Source organism: Kitasatospora aureofaciens (assembly GCF_001188955.3).
GTDB lineage: Bacteria > Actinomycetota > Actinomycetes > Streptomycetales > Streptomycetaceae > Kitasatospora > Kitasatospora aureofaciens.
Window position 1 is genome coordinate 1 of record NZ_JPRF03000052.1, and the last position, 14,677, is coordinate 14,677.

General features: G+C 71.8%; 13 protein-coding genes and 1 rRNA gene. 2 read left to right on the top strand and 12 right to left on the bottom strand.

Features of this window, described 5'->3' with window-relative positions:
• Both HS99_RS29605 and tyrS read right to left on the bottom strand, forming a co-directional pair.
• Window positions 1–67: ribosomal RNA gene (locus HS99_RS29605) — 16S ribosomal RNA — on the bottom strand; the annotation flags it as partial.
• 616 nt (window positions 68–683) lie between these two features.
• Entirely contained in the window at window positions 684–1,955 is a 1,272-nt protein-coding gene (gene tyrS / locus HS99_RS29610; RefSeq protein ID WP_030554564.1) for a tyrosine--tRNA ligase, read from the bottom strand.
• Window positions 1,956–2,248: 293 nt separating this feature from the next.
• On the opposite strand from tyrS, the gene HS99_RS29615 reads away from it, so the two are divergent.
• A complete protein-coding gene (locus HS99_RS29615; RefSeq protein WP_030554566.1) occupies window positions 2,249–2,779 on the top strand; it encodes an HNH endonuclease in 531 nt (176 codons plus the stop codon).
• Window positions 2,780–2,818: 39 nt separating this feature from the next.
• Here HS99_RS29615 and HS99_RS29620 read toward each other — a convergent pair whose 3' ends face one another.
• The 7 genes from HS99_RS29620 to HS99_RS29650 all read right to left on the bottom strand — a co-directional run bounded on the left by HS99_RS29620 (window position 2,819) and on the right by HS99_RS29650 (window position 8,894).
• On the bottom strand, window positions 2,819–4,780 hold the full coding sequence (locus HS99_RS29620) for an outer membrane protein assembly factor BamB family protein (RefSeq protein WP_030554568.1): 1,962 nt from the start codon (window positions 4,778–4,780) through the stop codon (window positions 2,819–2,821).
• Window positions 4,781–4,890: 110 nt separating this feature from the next.
• Window positions 4,891–5,196 (bottom strand): 4a-hydroxytetrahydrobiopterin dehydratase, encoded by a 306-nt coding sequence (locus HS99_RS29625; protein ID WP_030554570.1) that lies wholly within the window; start codon window positions 5,194–5,196, stop codon window positions 4,891–4,893.
• A 54-nt stretch (window positions 5,197–5,250) separates the two neighbouring features.
• On the bottom strand, window positions 5,251–5,430 hold the full coding sequence (locus HS99_RS29630) for a DUF1272 domain-containing protein (protein ID WP_030285724.1): 180 nt from the start codon (window positions 5,428–5,430) through the stop codon (window positions 5,251–5,253).
• 63 nt (window positions 5,431–5,493) lie between these two features.
• Entirely contained in the window at window positions 5,494–6,252 is a 759-nt protein-coding gene (locus HS99_RS29635) for a sulfite exporter TauE/SafE family protein (RefSeq protein ID WP_030285722.1), read from the bottom strand.
• A 223-nt stretch (window positions 6,253–6,475) separates the two neighbouring features.
• Window positions 6,476–7,528 (bottom strand): SPFH domain-containing protein, encoded by a 1,053-nt coding sequence (locus HS99_RS29640; protein WP_030285720.1) that lies wholly within the window; start codon window positions 7,526–7,528, stop codon window positions 6,476–6,478.
• Window positions 7,529–7,538: 10 nt separating this feature from the next.
• Window positions 7,539–7,961, bottom strand: coding sequence for an NfeD family protein (locus HS99_RS29645; protein WP_030285718.1), 423 nt, complete (start codon window positions 7,959–7,961; stop codon window positions 7,539–7,541).
• Window positions 7,962–8,102: 141 nt separating this feature from the next.
• On the bottom strand, window positions 8,103–8,894 hold the full coding sequence (locus tag HS99_RS29650) for an ABC transporter ATP-binding protein (protein ID WP_030285715.1): 792 nt from the start codon (window positions 8,892–8,894) through the stop codon (window positions 8,103–8,105).
• Between the two features lie 149 nt (window positions 8,895–9,043).
• Here HS99_RS29650 and HS99_RS29655 point away from each other — a divergent pair, with 149 nt between their 5' ends.
• Entirely contained in the window at window positions 9,044–9,856 is an 813-nt protein-coding gene (locus tag HS99_RS29655; RefSeq protein WP_030554573.1) for an Rv1486c family protein, read from the top strand.
• Between the two features lie 22 nt (window positions 9,857–9,878).
• On the opposite strand, the gene HS99_RS29660 is transcribed toward HS99_RS29655, so the two are convergent.
• From HS99_RS29660 to HS99_RS29670, 3 genes are all read right to left on the bottom strand, one after another.
• Window positions 9,879–10,544, bottom strand: coding sequence for a response regulator (locus tag HS99_RS29660; protein WP_030285711.1), 666 nt, complete (start codon window positions 10,542–10,544; stop codon window positions 9,879–9,881).
• Window positions 10,537–11,733, bottom strand: coding sequence for a GAF domain-containing sensor histidine kinase (locus tag HS99_RS29665; RefSeq protein ID WP_050366518.1), 1,197 nt, complete (start codon window positions 11,731–11,733; stop codon window positions 10,537–10,539). The genes HS99_RS29660 and HS99_RS29665 overlap by 8 nt, the downstream gene beginning before the upstream one ends.
• Before the next feature lie 154 nt (window positions 11,734–11,887).
• Window positions 11,888–14,476 carry an FHA domain-containing protein gene (locus HS99_RS29670; protein WP_030285706.1) on the bottom strand — a complete coding sequence of 863 codons (2,589 nt, stop codon included), beginning with the start codon at window positions 14,474–14,476 and terminating at the stop codon, window positions 11,888–11,890.
• Window positions 14,477–14,677 lie beyond the last annotated feature (201 nt).

Below are 14,677 nucleotides of genomic sequence, written 5' to 3' on the forward strand. Positions count from 1 at the left end.
GTTCGACTTGCATGTGTTAAGCACGCCGCCAGCGTTCGTCCTGAGCCAGGATCAAACTCTCCGTGAATGTTTACCCGTAATCGGGTCCACACCCGCGTTGAGCGGCACGGCAACCACCGGAATAGGGTGATCCCGCGCACTGCGTCCTCGCTAGTGTTTGTTTCAAAAGGAATCTCCAACCCCGATTCAGATGATCGAGGCCGGGGATGTCAACATATCTGGCGTTGACTTTTGGCACGCTGTTGAGTTCTCAAGGAACGGACGCTTCCTTCGGACCGCCTTCCAGCGGGCCCTCCGGGCGCTTCGTTCTTTCGTGTTTCCAGCTTATCAGATGTTTTCCGCTCCATTTTCCGGAGTTTCATTCATCCAATTTCCCGAACTGGCCGGGGTCGCTTTCTGCGACGACCACCACTTTAGCGCATTCCGACAGTCAATCGAAATTCACACTCACACCCGTTGGCGGCAACGCCGACAGACCCAAGCGAATGGGCTTCGAGGTGTGAGGGTGGGTTGTGCTGAGTGAGGTGGCCGCTCCAGCGACTCGTTCAACACTAGGCCACCCGGAGGACATCGTCAAACGTCGAGGGCCGGATCTGTCCAGATCCGGCCCTCGGGGCTCAAAGCCGCAGCTCAGAGCGGGTGCGCTTTCGGCCAGTTGATCAACTGGCGGGTCCTCGGACCGGTCAGCCGGCCGCCGGGACCAGCTCCGCTGCCGCCAGGTTGCGCTTGCCACGGCGCAGCACCAGCCAACGGCCGTGCAGCAGGTCGGCCTCGGTCGGTACCGCCTCCTCGTCCGTCACCTTGACGTTGTTGAGGTAGGCACCGCCCTCCTTGATCGTCCGGCGGGCGGCCGAGCGGCTCGGCGCCAGGCCGACGGCGACCAACAGGTCGACCACCGGCTGGAGTTCGGTGACCTCGGCCTTCGGGACCTCGGCGAGGGCCGCGGCCAGGGTCGGGGCCTCCAGGTCGGCCAGGTCGCCCTGCCCGAACAGCGCCTTGGACGCGGCGACCGCGCGCTCGTACTGCTCGGCCCCGTGCACCAGCGTGGTGAGCTCCTCGGCCAGGGCACGCTGGGCGAGGCGGGCGGCGGGGCGCTCGGCGGTCTCGCGCTCCAGCTCCTCGATCTCCTCCTTCGAGCGGAAGCTGAAGATCCGCAGGAAGTTGGAGACGTCCCGGTCGTCCGCGTTCAGCCAGAACTGGTAGAAGGCGTACGGGGTGGTGAGTTCCGGGTCGAGCCAGACCGTGCCGGACTCCGTCTTGCCGAACTTGGTGCCGTCGGCCTTGACGATCAGCGGCGTGGCCAGCGCGTGCACGGACTTGCCGTCCGCCTTGCGGATCAGGTCCGTACCGGCGGTGAGGTTGCCCCACTGGTCGCTGCCGCCGGTCTGCAGGGTGCAGCCGTAGCGGCGGTTCAGCTCCAGGTAGTCCATCCCCTGGAGGATCTGGTAGCTGAACTCGGTGTAGCTGATGCCCGCGTCGGAGTTGAGCCGTCGGGCGACGGCCTCCTTGGCGATCATGTTGTTGACCCGGAAGTACTTGCCGACGTCGCGCAGCAGGCTGATGGCCGACATCCCGGAGGTCCAGTCCAGGTTGTTCACCATGCGCGCCGCGTACGGGCCCTCGAAGTCGAGGAAGCGCGAGACCTGACCGCGCAGGCGCTCGACCCAGCCGGCCACCGTCTCGGGGTCGTTGAGCACGCGCTCGGCGGTGGGCTTCGGGTCGCCGATCAGACCAGTGGCTCCGCCGACCAGGCCGAGCGGGAGGTTCCCCGCCTGCTGGATGCGGCGCATGGTGAGGATCTGGACCAGGTTGCCGAGGTGCAGGCTGGGGGCCGTCGGGTCGAAGCCGCAATAGAACGTGACCGGGCCGTCCGCGAACGCCTTGCGCAGTGCGTCCTCGTCGGTGGACAGGGCGATCAGCCCTCGCCACCGCAGCTCGTCGACGATGTCCGTCACGGTCACGCTTCTCCTTCGATCGGGCGTCCGCCCGCTGTCGGCCCGGTTCGGTCGGGCCCCGGGGTCGGTACGACTCCAGCCTGATAGAGCCTACGCGGTTCCGGCCAGCGAGTTTCCCCCGAGGCACCTCGGGCGGGCAGCCCCGTTCCCCCCGGGCTCCTCCCCCGACACCGGAAATTCCGTTGTTCGTCGGCTGTGGGCCCATTCAGAGTGGGTTCACCGCCGTGCGGCGGCAGTGACGTGTGTGGAGACGGTCGTGCCGCCGTGGCACGCCCGTGGGAAGGGTGTGCCGAGTGCGCAACACGCTGGTTCTGAACGCTAGCTACGAGCCCCTGACGACGGTGTCGCTCCAGCGCGCCGTCGTCCTGGTGCTCCAGGACAAGGCGGTGGTGGAGCAGGCGCACCCGCTGCGCTCGATCCGGGGGACGGGCGTGGCCGTCCCGGTGCCACGGGTGATCAGGCTGCAGAGGTACGTGAGAGTGCCGTTCCGACAACAGGCCCCGTGGTCGAGGCGGGGTGTCCTGGCCCGGGACCAGCACCTTTGCGCGTACTGCGGGCGCCGGGCCACCACGGTGGACCACCTCCAGCCCCGGTCGCGCGGTGGCGAGGACAGCTGGATGAACACGGTGGCGGCGTGCGCCGAGGACAACCAGCGCAAGGCCGACCGGACTCCGGAACAGGCCGGGATGAAACTGCTGCGGCGGCCGTTCGTGCCGACGCCGCAGGCCACCCTGATGCTGGCGCTCGGCCTGCGCGGCTCGGAGGCCCGCGAGCTCGCCGACTGGCTGCCCGCCGTACCGGCCCAACCGGTCACGGCGGCCTAGCCCGGGCCGGCCCGGGTGCCCTGGCCTGTCGGGCCCGGCTCAGTCCTTCGCCTGGTAGCCCGCCGCCGTGCCGTAGTTGGCCGCGTGTTCGGGCACCACGACCACCTGCCCGCCGCCGATCAGTACCCGCCCGGAGAGCAGCAGCGAGCCGGTGCCTGGCGGGAAGTTGCCGCCGACGGTCTCCTGGCCGCCCACCAGCGGGAAGCGGCCGAGGCGGGCGGGCTGGTCGCGACGCTCGTCGGCGGCGAGCACCAGCGAGCCGCCGTCGATGCCGACCGCGCGGGAGGTGCCCTTGGCGGCGGTCGGCGTCTTCCAGCGCTGCTTGCCGGTGTCCAGGTCGTAGCCGACCGCGGACACCGACCCGCCGCTGTTCGCCGGGGTCATCGCGGCGACCATCGTGCGGCCCTCGAAGAACACCTCGGGCGTGGCCGAAAACGTTCCGTGGGTGACGTTCAGCCGGCCGCCGTCGGTGACCACCGGGATCTCTACGGCCGGATCGCCGGCGGCGCCCCAGCCGAACACCCGGTCGTCCTCGGGCTTCCCGCCGGTGGTGAGCACCACCGCCGGTTCGGCGGAGAGCACCGTCACCGTCTTCGGCTGGTTGTTCAGGCCCCGCCACCAGCTGACCTTGCCGTCCGCCGCGTTCAGCGCGACGGCCTGGTCGGCGGGCGTCGAGTCGGCGCAGGAGGAGGCGACCAGCACGGTCTTTCCGGTGACGCCCCCCGACAGGGTGCAGAACTTGCCTTGCCCGGTGTACTGCCAGACGTCCTTCCCGTCCGCAGCCGCCCAGGCCGCGGCCCGGTCGTCGCCGACCGCGATCACCATGTCCTCGGTGACGCCGATCCGCGCCGAATAGGCGTCCTTGGAGTCCGAGAGGCTCTTGGTCCAGGCGGTCTTGCCGGTCTTGGTGTCCACGGCGGCGACCAGGGTGCAGGGGCTCTTCGGGTCCGCCTGCGGCCGGAACAGGGCCGCGCCCAGCCCGGCCTGGTTGACGCTCGCCGAGAGCCCGCACGGGACGGCCCCGGCCGCCGGGGGCTCGACCGACCAGGTCGGCTTGCCCGCCGTCCGGTCGTACGCGTGCACGCCCGAGCCGTCGGCGCGGACCACCGCGTCGGCCAGCAGCCAGCTGCCGACCAGCGTGTCGTCGCCCGCCTGCTGCGCGGCGGCGACGGGCTGCACCGACCAGACCTTGGTGTGCGCCACCGCGAACCCGGGTTCGCCGCCGCTGGACGCGGAGGCGCTTCCACCACCCTCGGCGCCGACCGTCAGCGCGGCGGTTATCAACACCCCGAGCGCGGCCACCCCGGCACCGGCCCGCACCAGCAGGGCCCGCCGGCTGGGCACGTGCTCCCCGGTCAGGACGGCCGCCCGGACCTTGTCCACCAGCGAGGAAGAGGAAGAGGAGGAAGGAGAAGCGGAACCGCCGTCACCACCGCGGGGGCCCCGCCGGGCGGCCCGCGAGCGCGCTCCGGGCTCGGCAGGCCCAGCGGCCTCGGCCGCCGCACCCGTCGAGGGCTGGTCGACGGCCGGTTCGGGCTCCGCCGGGGTCTCCTCGATCTGCACGTAACCGTCGGCCGAGTAGTCGGCCCCCGCCGGGACGTACAGCCCCTCCCCCACCGGCTGAGCCTGCGGTACGGCGGCGCCGTACGACTGCTGCCCGTGGTCCGGGTACTGCTGCTGGTACGGCTGGAACTGCTCCTGCCCGCCGTACGCCCCCTGCCCAGGCCCGGGCCCGTACCCGTGCGCCTGGTCCTGGAGGCCGTGGCCGTCGAAGCCCTGCCCCTGGAAGTAGCCGCCCTCGACGTACCCGGTGTGCCCGTAACCGCCCTGCTGCTCGTACGCGGCCTGGTCGTACTGCCACTGGCCGGGCGCCTGCGGCTGCGGCTGCTGCCACTGCGCGGCCTGCTGCTGCGGGTCGTAGTAGCCCTGCCAGTCCTGCCCGCCCTGGGGGTGCCACGGCTGCTGCTGGGCATGGGCGTCTCCGAAGGGCTCCTGTGCCACCGTTCCGTCCCTCCCAGCCCCCCAGCCGGCCTGCCAATTGCGGCAGTCAGCATCTCACGCCCGCCCGGGCCAGCTGCCCGGGCCCTCGACGCGGTGCCGGGGGCCGGGCCTCAGTCGGCCGACTCGGCGCGCAGGGCCTCGTCGATGCGGGCGGCGAGGGTGAAGTCCAGGCCGGTGAGCCCGCCCGCGCTGTGGGTGGACAGCACGAAGCGCAGGGTGCGCCAGCGGATGTCGATGTCGGGGTGGTGGTCGAGTTCTTGGGCCTGCTCGGCGACGGCGACGACCACCCGGATCGCGGCCGGGAAGTCGGGGGCGTCCGCGCTGCGGACGATGCTGTCGCCGTCCCGGCTCCACCTGGGCACGTCCGCCAGCGCCGCCGCGATCTCGTCCTCGCTCAGTCGTGCCCTGCTGCTCATGGGTGCGCTCCGGGTCTCGTCGGTGGTACCGGTGGGGTGCCGGTGGGGGGTTCGTCAGTCGGCCTTCCGGCGCGGACGGGCCACCAGTTCGCCGCCGCAGTTGGGGCAGTTGGCGGCCATGGCCTCGGTGCAGTCCGCGCAGAAGGTGCACTCGTAGGAACATATCGAGGCGGGGCCGTCGGCGGTCAGCGACACCTCGCAGCGCTCGCAGGTCTCACGCATCTCCAGTGCCATGGGCAGTCTCCTCCGATGTTGGCACGGTCCGACGGTCGGTCAGTAGTACGGTCCGACCGTCGTTCAACTAAGCAAAAGCTTGGTGACGGCCGCCAGTCCGACCACCACGATGACCGCGCGCAGCACGACCGGCGGAAGGCGGCGGCCGACCTTGGCGCCGAGCAGGCCGCCGACCAGCGAGCCCGCCGCGATCAGCCCGGCGGCCGTCCAGTTCACCGTCGAGGTGAACAGGAAGAACAGGGCGGCGACCCCGTTGACGATCATCGCCAGGGCGTTCTTCACCGCGTTGATGCGCTGCAGGTCCTCCTGGAGCATCATGCCCATCAGCGCCATCAGCAGGACGCCCTGCGCGGCGCCGAAGTAGCCGCCGTAGATGCCGGTGAGGAACACCCCGGCCAGCAGCACCAGGCTGCCGTCCGGGTCGCCGTCGGCCCGGCGGCGGGCCGCGACGGCCTTGGCCACCCGGGGCTGGATGACCACCAGGACGAGCGCGAGCAGGATCAGCGCCGGGACGATCGCGTCGAAGGCACCGCTCGGCAGCTTGGTCAGCAGCAGTGCGCCGAGCAGCCCGCCGAGCAGCGAGGCGGTGCCCATCCGCCGCAACCGGCGGCCCTGGCCGACCAGTTCGCGGCGGTAGCCGATCACGCCGCTGAGCGAGCCGGGCACCAGGCCGAAGGAGTTGGAGACGTTGGCGGTCACCGGCGGGATGCCGACGGCGAGCAGCACCGGGAAGGTGATCAGGGTGCCGGAGCCGACGATCACGTTGATCATCCCGGCCCCGACGCCGGCCGCCAGGACGGCGATCGCCTCCCAGAGCGTCATGTGTCACCTCTCCTAGCGGTCCTGTCCGAGGGGATCATGCCGGACCCCGCCCCGGCCGGACCAGGCCCGCCCACGATTCGGGACGTACGCCACACCGCCGGTACGCCGCACCGGCCGCACCGGCCGTACCACCGCACCGCCGCACCGCCCGTGCGCTAACCGGGAGAACGCCGAGGGCCCGCCACCACCAGGCAGCGGGCCCCCGACCGGAGAACTCGGCCGATCACTCCGGGTCGATCTTGCGGTACTCCCGCGCCGGGTCCACCCGCGGACGGGCGGCGCCCTTCTCGACGTCCACCGGCCGCGGCCCGGCCGCCGGGTCGATCGGCACCTGGGTCGCCGCCGGGGGCGTCTGCGGCACGCTCGGCGCCGCCACCGCACCGCCGTTAGCTCCCCCACCGTTGCCGGCCAGACCGGTGAAGGCACCGCCGAGGCCCTTGAGCGCGTCGCCGACCTCGCTGGGGATGATCCAGAGCTTGTTGGAGTCGCCCTTGGCCAGCTCGGGCAGGGTCTGCAGGTACTGGTAGGCGAGCAGCTTCTGGTCGGCGTCGCCGTCGTGGATGGCCTCGAAGACCGTCCGGATCGCGGCGGCCTCACCGTCGGCGCGCAGCACCGCGGCCTGCGCCTCACCCTCGGCGCGGAGCACGTCCGCCTGCTTCTCACCCTCGGCCTTGAGGATCTGCGCCTGGCGCTGGCCCTCGGCGGTGAGGATCGCGGCGCGCTTGTCACGGTCGGCGCGCATCTGCTTCTCCATCGAGTCCTGGATGGAGGTCGGCGGCTCGATCGCCTTCAGCTCGACGCGGTTGACCCGGATGCCCCACTTGCCGGTGGCCTCGTCCAGCACCCCGCGCAGACCGGCGTTGATGACCTCGCGCGAGGTCAGGGTGGACTCCAGGTCCATCGAGCCGATGATGTTGCGCAGCGTGGTGACGGTCAGCTGCTCGATGGCCTGGATGTAGCTGGCGACCTCGTAGGTGGCCGCCCGGGGGTCGGTGACCTGGTAATAGATGACGGTGTCGATGTTGACCACCAGGTTGTCCTGGGTGATCACCGGCTGCGGCGGGAACGGCACGACCTGCTCGCGCAGGTCGATGCGGTTGCGGACCCGGTCGATGAACGGGACGACGATGTTCAGCCCTGCGTTGAGCGTCCGGGTGTAGCGGCCGAAGCGCTCCACGATCGCGGCGCTGGCCTGCGGGATGACCTGGATCGTCTTGATCAGCGCGATGAAGGCCACCACGACCAGGACGACCAAAACGATAAGGACGGGTTCCACGGACTCTCCCCTAGACGACCAGGGCGGTCGCGCCCTGGATTTCGACGACGTCGACCTGCTGCCCGGGCTGGTAGACCTGGTCCGGGTGGAGCGCGCGGGCCGACCAGATCTCGCCGTTGAGCTTGATCCGTCCGCCCTCACCGTCGACGGTTTCCGCGACGACCGCGGTGGCGCCCTGGAGCGCCTCGATGCCCATCCTGATCTGCGGCCCCCGCTGCAGCTGCCGGTAGGCGATCGGACGGACGAAGGCCACCAGCGCGACCGAGACCACCAGGAAGGTCACGGCCTGGAGGACCACCCCGGCGCCCAGCCCGGCGACCCCGGCGGCCGCCAGCGCGCCGACGGCGAACATGGCGAACTCCGGCATCGCGGTGAGCACCAGCGGTATGCCGAGGGCCGCGGCGGCCAGAAGCCACCAGATCCAGCTGTCCACACGTCCATCCTAGGGAGCGAAGGGCCTCCGAGGCGGACAGTTCCCGCAGGTCGAGGGGCGGAAACCGGTCGCACGTGCGACCGGCTCCGCCAGGCCTTCGCCAGGGCCCGTCCGACGGGCCCCGGCCGGACGGACGGAGGGTCAGCCCAGCGGCAGTCCCTGGGCCGACCAGCGGTCGCCGTGGCGCTCCAGGGTCAGCGGCAGGCCGAAGCACTTGGAGAGGTTGCGTGCGGTCAGCTCGGTGTCGATCGGGCCCGCGGTGAGCACCTTGCCCTGGCGGATCATCAGCACGTGGGTGAAGCCGGGGGCGATCTCCTCGACGTGGTGGGTGACCATCGCCATGGCCGGCGCGAACTCGTCCTGAGCGAGCGCGCCGAGCCGGCGGACCAGGTCCTCGCGGCCGCCGAGGTCCAGGCCGGCCGCGGGCTCGTCGAGCAGCAGCAGCTCGGGGTCGGTCATCAGGGCGCGGGCGATCAGGGTGCGCTTGCGCTCGCCCTCGGAGAGGGTGCCGAACTTGCGGGCGGTGAGGTTGGCCATGCCCATGCGGTCGAGCAGGGCGAGGGCGCGGCCCTCGTCGGACTGCTCGTAGGTCTCCTGCCAGCTGACCGTCATGCCGTAGGCGGCGGTGAGCACGGTCTGCAGCACGGTCTGCTCGGCCGGCAGCTTGTCGAACATCGAGGCGCCGGCCAGGCCGATCCGGGAGCGCAGCTCGAAGACGTCGATCTCGTCCAGCTTCTCGCCCAGCACCGAGACCTTGCCCGAGGTCGGGAACAGGTACGAGGAGGCGATCTGCAGCAGGGTGGTCTTGCCGGCGCCGTTCGGTCCCAGGATGACCCAGCGCTCACCCTCGGAGATGGACCACGAGACCTGGTCGACCAGCGCGCGCCCCTCCCGGACCACGGATACGTCCACCAGCTCCAGCACGTCGCTCATGCCTACGCCTTCCCCAAATACAAAAATGTCGGCCGTCGGTGCGGGCGGCGAGCCTACTCCGGCGGCCGGTGGGCACGGGGTGGGTGCGCCGCACGCGCATGGGCAAACCTACGCCACGCGGATGACCGCCGATTCCGTAGGCTGGCCGGATGCTCGCGACTCCTGCCGACAATCCGTACGAAGAGCCCCGTTCGGGGCGGCTGACCGCCTGGGGCAACGCCCTGCTCAGCGGCCTGGTGCCGCCGGACAACGCCGCCGCGGCCGTGCTGGGCGCCGACGAGGGGCACCGGGTGACCGGGCTGCCCGGAGACGCCCTGGGCGAGCAGCACGGGCTGACCTGGGCGCTCGGCCGGCTGCGGGTGCTGGGCGTGAAGGGCCTGCGCCTGGCGCTGCCCTCGGCCGGGCACCCGCTGGGACTGACCGGCCCGGCGGTCTTCAACGAGCGGGCCATGGCGGCGGGGGAGGCGGTGCTCGCGGTGGGTGTACCGCTCGGCCTGGTGCCGGAGGTCACCGTGTACGGCCCGGAGGGGGACCGCTCGGCGACCGTGCTGTGGCGCTGCGCCGAGGTCAACGACGCCCCGCCGGCCGACGTGCCCTCGCTGCACGAGGCCGAGCGCGAGCTGGCGGACGGGCTGCGCGAGGCGACCGCACTGCTCACCCGGCTGGACGTGGCGGGCGCCGGCCCGGAGGCGCTGCGCGCCCTGGAGGCGTACCGCCGGCGCGGCCACACCGAGCTGCTCGCCCCCGGCTACCCGCCGCGCGCCGTAAGGGTGCTGGAGTCGGCCCGTCAGGTGTCCGCGCTGTTGGCGATCGCCTCGGCCGGCCACGGCGCGGCCGTGAGCGCCTCCGAGATGGCCGCCCGCCAGTCCGTGCTGGCCCCCCTGCGGCGCACCGCCCGCCGCGCCCAGGTGGCGGCCTACAACGCCCAGGTGGACGAGCGCGAGGACGGCCGGGACCGCTAGGACGGCGGGGCTGGCGGGACCGCTAGGACGGCGGGGCCTCGCGGGTCTCGCCGTTGCGGACGGCCCACAGTGCGGCCTGGGTGCGGTCGGCGAGGTCCAGCTTCAGCAGGATGTTCGACACGTGGGTCTTCACCGTCTTCTCCGACAGGTGGAGGCTGCGGGCGATCTCCCGGTTGGAGCGGCCGTCGGCGATGTGGCCGAGCACCTCGCGCTCGCGCTCGGTGAGGGTGCCGCCGCGGCCCTGCGGGGCGCGGGGGCCCTCGTCGGCGAGCAGCGCCTCGGCCAGTTCGGGCTGGAGCAGCACATGGCCGGCGTGCACCGAGCGGATGGCGCCGGCCAGCGCCTCCGGGTCCACGTCCTTGTAGACGTACCCGGCGGCGCCGGCCCGCAGCGCGGGGACCATGGTGCGGTGCTCGGTGAAGCTGGTGACGATCAGGATCCGGGCCCGGCTGCCCCCGCCCTTGAGCGTGCGCAGCGCCTCGATGCCGTCGACGCCGGGCATCTTGAGGTCCATCAGGACGACGTCCGGGTCGAGTTCGCGGGCGCGCTCCACGCCCTCGGCCCCGTCGGCGGCCTCCCCCACCACCTCGATGTCGTCCTGGACCTCCAGGAAGGTGCGCAGTCCGCGGCGGACCACCTGGTGGTCGTCGACCAGCAGGACGCGGATCGACGGCGTGCTCTCAGGCACCGGGGACCTCCATCTCGACGAGCGTCCCCTTGCCGGGGGCGGACTCCAGGGTGAGCGTGCCGCCGACGGCGGCCGCGCGGTCGCGCATCGAGGCCAGGCCGAGGTGTCGGCCGGCCCGGCGGACGGAATCGGGGTCGAAGCCGCGTCCGTCGTCGCGCACCCGCAGCACGGCGCCGCGGGCGGGGGTGCCGGTGAGGGTGACGGTGACCCGGCGGGCCCCGGAGTGGCGCAGCGCGTTGTGCAGCGCCTCCTGGGCGACCCTCAGCAGCGCGGCCTCCTGGGCGGGCGGCAGGGCGCGGACGCCGTCGGCGGCGAAGGCCAGGTCGGCGGTGTGCGCGCGGTCGAGGACCTGCACCTGGGAGGCGAGGGTGGCGCTCAGCCCGTCCTCCTCCAGGGCGGCGGGGCGCAGTTCGACCACCACGGCGCGCAGTTCGTCGGCGGCCTCGGCGGCGAGCCGGGAGACCTCGGCGAGTTCGACACGGGCGCGGGCCGGGTCGCGGTCGACGAGCTTGGCGGCGGCGTTGGCGGTCAGCCTCAGCGAGAAGAGTTTCTGCGAGACGGCGTCGTGCAGGTCGTGGGCGATCCGGGCGCGCTCGCCGGCCAGGGTGAGTTCGCGGCTGCGTTCGTACAGGCGGGCGTTGGACAGGGCGAGGGCGGCGTGCGCGGCGAGGATCCGCAGGAGTTCCTCGTCGTGGTCGGTGAACAGGCCGCCACCGCGCTTGTTGGCGAGGAAGATGACGCCCATCACCCGCGGTTCGTCCTCGGCGGCGTCGGTGTCCAGGACGGGCATGCCGAGGAAGGCGTCCATCTCGGGGTGGGCGGTGGGCCAGCCCTCGAAGGCGGGGGCCTTGCGGACGTCGACGAGGCGGGTCGGACCGGTCTCGTGGAGCAGTTCGGCGAGCACGCCGTGCTGACGGGGCAGCGGGCCGATCGCCCGCCACTGCTCGTCGGTGACGCCGTCGACCACGAACTGGGCGAAGCCGCCGTGGTCGTCGGGCACGCCGAGGGCCGCGTACTCGGCGTCGAGCAGGTCGCGGGCGGAGGCGGTGATGCGGCGCAGCACCTCGCGGACCTCCAGGTGCCGGCTCATCGCGAGCAGGGCCTGGCTGACGGCTTCGATGCCGGCCAGCGGGTCGCAGGCGGTGGGCGGGCCTTCGGGGGTCCGGTGGTCACCGGTGGTGCTGGGCATACCGCCAAACTACCGCCGCGGCGGAGGCGTCCGCGTCCGTCTCCGGACGCCCCGGACGCAGGTCCGGGGGCCTAGGCCGGTGGGACCACGACCACCGAACGACAGCGGGCGGCCCTCCCCTCGCGGGGAGAGCCGCCCTGTGCGGCGAAGGGCGTCAGCCCTTCTGCATGACCTCCGGCTCGTGCCGGCGCTGCAGCCGGGTCACGATCACGCCGATCACGATGGAGATGACGACCAGCACGCTCGCGTCGATCGCCCACTGGGCGACGGAGTGCTTCCACAGCGGGTCGTAGTTCGGGTGCTGGAAGTCCTTGTTCCAGGGGCCCATGAGCTCCGACAGGTTGAGCGTGGTGGAGACGATGCCGGTGCCCCAGCGGGCGGGCATCAGCCAGGCGACCTGCTCCAGGCCGGGCTTGCCGAAGATCTGGAAGAGGCAGCCGGTGAAGACGACCTGGACGATGGCGAACATGACCAGCAGCGGCATGGTCTTCTCGGCGGTCTTCACCAGCGCGGAGATCATCAGACCGAACATCATCGCGGCGAAGCTCAGCAGGATCATGCCGATGGTCATCTCGATCATCGGCATGTTCTGGACGATCAGGCCGTGCTCGGGGAGCTTGCGCGGCAGGAAGCCGACCGCGGAGATGATCGCGCCCTGGATCACCGAGAAGATGCCCAGCACGATGATCTTGGACATCATGTACGCCGAGCGGGACAGGCCGGTGGCCCGTTCCCGTTCGTAGATCGCCCGTTCCTTGATCAGCTCGCGGACCGAGTTGGCCGCTCCGGAGAAGCAGGCGCCGATCGCCAGGATCAGCAGGATCGTCGCGGCCCCGTTGTTGAGGTGGAGCTGTGTCTTCGGGTTGGGTGCGAGGCCCGGTTCGTTGGGGATCAGCACGCTGACCGCGCCGATGACCGCGGGCAGCAGCACCGACAGCGCCAGGAAGCCGCGGTCGGAGGCGAGCACCGACATGTAGCGGCGCATCAGCGTCCACAGCTGCGAGCCCCAGCTCTGCGGCTTGGGCGGCTTGATCGCCTCCTGGGCGACCTGGACGTGCTGCACCTCGCCCGCCTCGACGGTCGGGGCGGAGTACTGCTGGTAGTGCACCGAGCCGCGGTAACGGCCGGCCCAGTCGTGGTCCGGATAGTTCTCGAAGGCCTGGAAGACATCCGCCCAGGTCTCGTACCCGAAGAAGTGCAGGGCCTCGTCCGGCGGGCCGAAGTAGGCCACCGAGCCGCCCGGCGCCATCACCAACAGCCGGTCGCAGAGCGCGAGTTCGGCCACCGAGTGGGTGACGACCAGGATCGTTCGGCCGTCGTCGGCGAGGCCGCGCAGCATCTGCATGACCTCGCGGTCCATACCCGGGTCGAGGCCCGAGGTGGGCTCGTCCAGGAAGATCAGCGAGGGCTTGGTGAGCAGCTCCAGCGCGACCGAGACGCGCTTCTGCTGGCCGCCGGAGAGCGCGGTGATCTTGTTGTCGGCGCGCTTGTCCAGGCGCAGTTCGTACAGCACCTCGTCGATCCGGGCGTCGCGCTCTCGGGCCTCGGTGTCGCCGGGGAAGCGCAGCCGGGCCGCGTACTTGAGGCCCTTGCGGACGGTGAGCTCGCGGTGCAGGATCTCCGACTGCGGCACCAGGCCGATGCGGGAGCGCAGTTCGGCGAACTGCTTGTAGAGGTTGCGGCCGTCGTACAGCACCTCGCCGCGGTCGGCCGGGCGGTAGCCGGTGAGGGCGCGCAGCAGGGTCGACTTGCCGGAGCCGGACGGGCCGATGACGGCCACCAGGGACTTCTCCGGGACGCCGAAGCTGACGTCGTTGAGCAGGATCTTCTTGGCGCCCTTGTGCTCGACCTCAACGGTCAGGTGGCGGGCGGAGAAGGAGACCTCGCCGGTGTCGACGAACTCCTGCAGCTGGTCGCCGACCAGCACGAAGCTGGAGTGGCCGACGGTCAGCCGGTCCTGCGGGCCCATCAGCTGGCGCTGCACCGGCTGGCCGTTGAGGAAGATGCCGTTGTGGCTGCCGAGGTCGACGATCTCGTAGCGGCCGTCCGGCAGCTGGCGCAGCTCGGCGTGGTGGCGGGAGACCTGGAGGTCGGACACCACGATGTCGTTGTCCAGCGCACGGCCGATCCTGACGGTGCGCATGCCCGCCGTCAGGTTGCGGATCATGGTCGGCTGCGGGCCGCCGCCACCGCCGTGCTGCGGCGCGGCCGGGAAGCCCTGCTGCTGCGGGAACCCGCCGTGCTGCGGCGGCTGCTGGTCCTGCGGCTGCGGCGCGTACGGCTGCTGCGGCGGCACGTACTGCTGCTGGGCCGGCCAGGCCTGCTGCGGCTGCTGGTACGGGTCCTGACCCGGCCACGGCTGCTGCGGGGCGGGCGGCTGGGGCGTCGGACCGGGGCTGCGGCTGGTCACGGCCTCGTGCACCGGGGAGGGCTGCGGGGCGGTGGCCTGGGCGGGCGCGGAGAAGGTGAGCCGGGGCCCGTTCTGCGGGTTGCCCAGGTTGACGACGCCACCGGGGAACAGCTGGGCCTGCATGGTGCGGGCGCCGGCCACGTACGTGCCGTTGGTGCTGCCGTGGTCGTCCAGCTGCCAACCGCTGCCGTTGAAGCTGATGGTCCCGTGCTGCCAGGAGACCCTGGCGTCGTCGAACGGGAAGTCCGACTGCGGGTTGCGTCCGATGGTGTAGGACCGCCCGGGCTCAAGAGTCCGCTGCTGTCCGTTGATCTCAATGACGAGTTGCGGCACTGCTCGCCTGCCCCGCTCTCTCGGTTCCCCCGAATTCGGCCCCCGGCCGGGGTGCGCTGTTCCTCTGACTGACGGGGGAATCATTCCAGCCCGCCGTCCGCCGATGAAAGTCACCCCGGGTGACTGTGACCAGGCTGCTACCGGCGGCGGGCGGCCGGGCCCCGGCCGCGCGCGTCCGCGACGTGGGACGGGTGCCCTCGG